We start from the raw sequence: 4,545 nt of genomic DNA, 5'->3' as shown, positions 1-4,545 counted from the left end.
TGTAGGGGCGGGGTTTGCCCGCCCTGAAAACAGAACGAACGGCGATTTGGGCGGGCAGACCCCGCCCCTACAAAACGCAATCGTCTGGAATTTGCAAAACCAATCAGGCAGATTTGTCGCCAACGGCACATATTTGGTGATAGTTGAGGCAACGGGTATCAGCGGAAGAAGATTTACCTATTCGGCGAGAATTGGGATAAATAGGTAAAAAAAAATTAGTTTTTTCTAAATTTATCAAGAGACGACTTTCAGTCGTCTCTTTTTTTCTCCGCCGACATCACCGTCTGCTCCATAAGCGTGGCGATTGTCATCGGTCCCACTCCGCCGGGGACGGGGGTGTAGGCGAAACTTCGCGCGGCGCAATTTTCCAAATCTATGTCGCCGCATTTTTCGGCGGGATGATAACCCGCGTCAATAACCACCGCGCCGTCTTTTATCCAATCGCCTTTTATTAAACGGGGTTTTCCTACTGCGCCTACGATTATGTCGGCTTGTTTTATGATTTCGGGCAGATTTTTTGTCTGCGAATGACAAATTGAGACTGTGGCGTTTTTGTTCAGGAGCATCATTGCGGCGGGTTTGCCTAAGATGGCGCTTCTTCCGACGACGACCGCGTTTTTTCCTGCGCAGTCGATACCGTAATGGTCGATTAAGCGCATAATTCCGCCGGGGGTTGCGCTTCCAAAGACCTTTTCGCCCATCGACATCTTGCCGAAGCCCAAGCTTGTGACCCCGTCCACGTCTTTTTCCAAAGCGATTTTATCGAACGCCGCGCGCTCGTCTATTTGTTTGGGAACGGGATGTTGAAGCAATATCCCGAAAACGTTTTCGTCGCGGTTAAGATTATCGATTACCGCCAAAAGCTCGTCGGTTGTGGTTTCCTCGCCGAGTTCGATTTTTCGCGGCTCAAGACCCACCCGAACGCAGGCGTTTCCTTTCATTTTCACGTAAGTTGCGCTTGCAGGGTCGCCTCCGACCAGAATTGTCGCAAGAACGGGCGACTTTCCCCCGTTTTTCTCTTTTATCTTTGCCACTCGGATTTTAAGGGCAAGTTCTATCTCGCCCGCCAATTTTTTTCCGTCAAGAACTATCGGATTTGCCATAAATTTCCCCAATTTTGCGTTAATTTTAGGTGAAAATAACAAATTTTACCACAAAAAAGCAATATATCCAACAATATATTGAATTTTTGTTTGGGAAAATAGTAAATTACTTACAAAACAAGTGCAAATAAGGAGATTTTATATGGATAACAGAAACGAATTATTAAAACGACTTTCGCAAAACAAACAAAACAAACACATGGAAATGCGCAGTATGGAAGCGCGGCATCGTCTTATGGAACAAGAGAAAGAAAAAGAAAAAGGCGGCGGCGCAAACGAAAGCGCGGCAGTAGTATCCGTAGAAAAAACCAATAAACCGCCCGTCGCAATTTTCGGCGTAAAGTCGCATTTTACCATCGTTCTCAAAGATACTTTGCAACAATATTGCGAAATTTACGAGTTTTCGGAAGCGGATAAGGCGACGGATTTTTTGTTTTCCAACCAAATTCCCGCGGCTTTAATAGATATGGACGCGCCAAACGACCCCAAAAACGCAACCGAATTCTTTTCGACGGGAAAAACAATAAATCCGAATATGCGCTACATTATATATCACAAAGAAGACAAAATGCCCGAAGCGGTCGAAGCAATGGCGAAACAAGGCGCCGCAGTTTTCAAAAAGCCGATTGACCGAATAGAACTAATAGAACGCGTGAAAGAATTCACAGCCAAATGGAGGCAAGAAAACGCGTCAAAACAAGCGGACGAGGAGACGGACGATGCAGAAGACATCGAAAATATCAGCGCATATTGATGAATTTTTGAACATCGCCAAAATCGAAGATTCGTCTTACAACGGTCTGCAAGTTGAAGGCAAGGACGAAATAAAAAAAATCGCCTTTGCCGTTGACGCGGGCGCGGAAGTTTTTGAAAAAGCTGTCGCGGCAAACGCGGATATGCTTGTTGTTCATCACGGACTTTTTTGGGACAGAACCGACCCGCGTTTAATCGGCGCAAACAAAAAACGCATAGACATTTTACTTTCCGCAAACATAAATCTCTACGCCGCTCATTTACCTTTGGATATGAACGACGAAGTAGGAAACAACGTAGAACTTATAAGGATAGCCGGAGCGACTCCGAGCGGAAAATTCTATAAATACAGAAGCGATTTTATCGGCGCAATCGGAAAATTCGACGCCCCGCAATCCGTATCGAAAATTGCCGAAAATCTCGAAAAAACGCTCTCAACAAAAACGCATATTTTAGGCGAAAACCGCAAAGTATCGACAGTTGCTGCGGTATCGGGCGGCGTTGGACAAGAAACGGTAAATTTCGCCAAAGAAGCAGGCGCGGACTTACTGATTGTCGGCGAAAAGCGCGATTTTTATCACACTGCAAACGATTTGGGAGTAAGCGTTATTTTTGCAGGACATCACGCCAGCGAGCAAGTGGGAATTTGGGCGTTGCAAAAGCATATTCAAGAAAAATTTCCCGATATTGACTGCGTTTATATCGACTGCCCCACAGGACTTTAATCAAAAATGAAGCTTTTTTTGTGGATTTTGTCGCAGATATATCTTTTTGTAATAAATTTACGAAATTCCAAGTACGACCGCTATTCTCCGCAAGATTTTGGATTTCCCGTAATAAGCGTAGGCGGAATTCGGGCGGGTGGGAGCGGGAAAACTCCGATTTGCGATAAAATTATCCAAGAAATTGAAGAATTGGGGAAAATTCCCGTGCTTTTTTCGCGGGGATACAAAAGAAAATCGCGCAAAACCGAAATTATTTCGCCCGACGAAAAAACCTCGTGGGAAATTGTAGGCGACGAGCCGCTAATGCTTAAAACGCGGCAAAAATCACTCTGGCTTGCTATTGACGCCGACCGAAATCGCACCGCAAAAAAACTTCTGGAACGAAGCGACATCGACAAAAAAAACATCGTCGGAATTATGGACGACGGTTTTCAATGCCGAAGTTTTAAGCGAAATTTAGACATTGTCGTCATTACTCCAAACGATTTGCAAGACAAAATGCTACCGCTCGGACGGCTTCGCGAGCCCGTAAAATCGCTCGAACGCGCCGACATCATCGTATCACAAACCCCAATCCCCACACCTAAAAACCTTGTCGTCGAATTTGTCGCAAACGAATTCGTAAACGTCGTATCCGGCGAAAAAAAGACGAATTTCGACGAAGATTTTCTATGTTTTTGCGGAATTGCCCGCCCCGAAAGGTTTGTCGCCTCTATAAAAAAACTTACGGGGAAAGAGCCGAAATACGTCTTTTTTCCCGACCATCATAAATTTTGCGACAAAGATTACGCTATGCTAAACTCCGCTCCCCAAGCGGCTTTGGCGACCACGCAAAAAGATTTTATGCGTTTAGATGAAGAAAAAACGGAAAAACTTCAAAATTTGTGGTATCTTTCTTATAATGTCGTTATGGACATTGTTAACAGCAACTTTTTGAAAGATAAAATCAAGGAAGTAGTGGGGAGATAAAATGAAAAGTTTTTTGATTAAATTAGTGGTAGCCCTTTTGCTCGCATTCGCGGTTGTCTGCGCGGAGCAAAACGGAGAGAGACGTTATGCGGTAGTAATAAACCCGCAAGGAGCTATGGTGCGTTCAAGCATTGAGCCGGGAGCAAACAGAGTCGGAAACAGAAACATCGTGAGAGGACAGCGTTTAGAAGTTCTTGGCATTGAAGGCAGACTATGGGTTAAAGTAAGAACCGCAAACGGCGACGGTTTCGTTCAGCTTACGGACGTGGAAATTGTCGAGGGCAGTTTAAGGACTTCGCCCATAGGACCGATTGTTCTTGCATTGGTTTTGCTTGCGGCTGTCGGCGGCGGGGCGTATATTTTTTCCACGAAAAAAGGCTTAGTCCAAAAAGAAGAAAACGAAGACTTGGCTTAATGAAATTTTTTTGCATAGATTACGGCAGGCGGCGCGTCGGAACAGCGGTCAGCGACCCGAGCGCCCTGCTTGCAAGACCCCTGAAAATGATAGACCGAAACACAACGGCGGATTATTACGCGGAAATATTATCCCTGCTAAACGAAGAAGCTCCCGACGAGCTGGTAATAGGTCTTCCCCTCGACATCGACGACAACGAAACCGTAATGTCAAGAGAAATCCGCGAATTTGCAGATAAATTACTCCAAATCTCCCCGATAAAATACCCGATAAATTTTCAAGACGAAAGTTATAGCTCGGTAAAATCGCAAAGCATTTTAATAAAAACGAAAAAAAAGAAAAAACGCGCGCAAAAAACCTGCGTGGATAACACCGCCGCGTGTGTGATTTTGCAGGAGTTTTTAGACGGACGGTAGCGATAGGGAGGCGTTCATATTATTTCCCCAACAAATATTTTCCAAACCACCAAGGGACATTTGCGCCGTCTTTTATGTATAAATTATTATCGGTTTTCTCCGCAAAAAATGAATATTCGCTTTTTACGTCCGTTATGGTATTGTCAAAGAAAAACGCTCTGTCG

7 protein-coding genes are annotated in these 4,545 nt (G+C 44.8%); 6 read left to right on the top strand and 1 reads right to left on the bottom strand.

The window, feature by feature from the left end:
• On the top strand, positions 1 to 208 hold a 208-nt coding region (locus FWE23_11365), incomplete at its 5' end, for a hypothetical protein (GenBank protein MCL2846025.1).
• A 40-nt stretch (positions 209 to 248) separates the two neighbouring features.
• Here the strand turns inward: FWE23_11365 and FWE23_11360 are convergent.
• Positions 249 to 1,103: a bifunctional 5,10-methylene-tetrahydrofolate dehydrogenase/5,10-methylene-tetrahydrofolate cyclohydrolase gene (locus tag FWE23_11360; protein ID MCL2846024.1), complete on the bottom strand. Its 855-nt coding sequence runs from the start codon at positions 1,101 to 1,103 to the stop codon at positions 249 to 251.
• Positions 1,104 to 1,245: 142 nt separating this feature from the next.
• Between FWE23_11360 and FWE23_11355 the strand changes: the two genes are divergently transcribed.
• From FWE23_11355 to ruvX, 5 genes are read left to right on the top strand one after another with little or no spacing between them, the layout of a single operon-like run.
• Positions 1,246 to 1,857: a hypothetical protein gene (locus FWE23_11355; GenBank protein MCL2846023.1), complete on the top strand. Its 612-nt coding sequence runs from the start codon at positions 1,246 to 1,248 to the stop codon at positions 1,855 to 1,857.
• Complete coding sequence (locus FWE23_11350; GenBank protein ID MCL2846022.1) at positions 1,823 to 2,581, top strand: Nif3-like dinuclear metal center hexameric protein; 759 nt, start codon at positions 1,823 to 1,825, stop codon at positions 2,579 to 2,581. The genes FWE23_11355 and FWE23_11350 overlap by 35 nt, the downstream gene beginning before the upstream one ends.
• A gap of 6 nt (positions 2,582 to 2,587) precedes the next feature.
• Positions 2,588 to 3,550: a tetraacyldisaccharide 4'-kinase gene (gene lpxK, locus FWE23_11345; protein MCL2846021.1), complete on the top strand. Its 963-nt coding sequence runs from the start codon at positions 2,588 to 2,590 to the stop codon at positions 3,548 to 3,550.
• 1 nt (position 3,551) lies between these two features.
• A complete protein-coding gene (locus FWE23_11340) occupies positions 3,552 to 3,965 on the top strand; it encodes an SH3 domain-containing protein (GenBank protein MCL2846020.1) in 414 nt (137 codons plus the stop codon).
• On the top strand, positions 3,965 to 4,381 hold the full coding sequence (ruvX, locus tag FWE23_11335) for a Holliday junction resolvase RuvX (protein MCL2846019.1): 417 nt from the start codon (positions 3,965 to 3,967) through the stop codon (positions 4,379 to 4,381). Before FWE23_11340 ends, ruvX begins: the two co-directional genes overlap by 1 nt.
• Positions 4,382 to 4,545: the final 164 nt, after the last annotated feature.

The sequence above is a fragment of the Chitinivibrionia bacterium genome, assembly GCA_009779925.1.
Taxonomy (GTDB): domain Bacteria; phylum Fibrobacterota; class Chitinivibrionia; order Chitinivibrionales; family Chitinivibrionaceae; genus WRFX01.
Note: the sequence above shows the minus strand (reverse complement) of the source record. Positions and strands in the feature narration are given on the sequence as shown.

Bases quoted from the DNA above. Each gene is read 5' to 3' on its own strand.
- FWE23_11360 (MCL2846024.1), bottom strand. From the start codon at position 1,103: ATGGCAAATCCGATAGTTCTTGACGGAAAAAAATTGGCGGGCGAGATA.
- FWE23_11355 (MCL2846023.1), top strand. From the start codon at position 1,246: ATGGATAACAGAAACGAATTATTAAAACGACTTTCGCAAAACAAACAA.
- FWE23_11350 (MCL2846022.1), top strand. From the start codon at position 1,823: ATGCAGAAGACATCGAAAATATCAGCGCATATTGATGAATTTTTGAAC.
- lpxK (MCL2846021.1), top strand. From the start codon at position 2,588: ATGAAGCTTTTTTTGTGGATTTTGTCGCAGATATATCTTTTTGTAATA.
- FWE23_11340 (MCL2846020.1), top strand. From the start codon at position 3,552: ATGAAAAGTTTTTTGATTAAATTAGTGGTAGCCCTTTTGCTCGCATTC.
- ruvX (MCL2846019.1), top strand. From the start codon at position 3,965: ATGAAATTTTTTTGCATAGATTACGGCAGGCGGCGCGTCGGAACAGCG.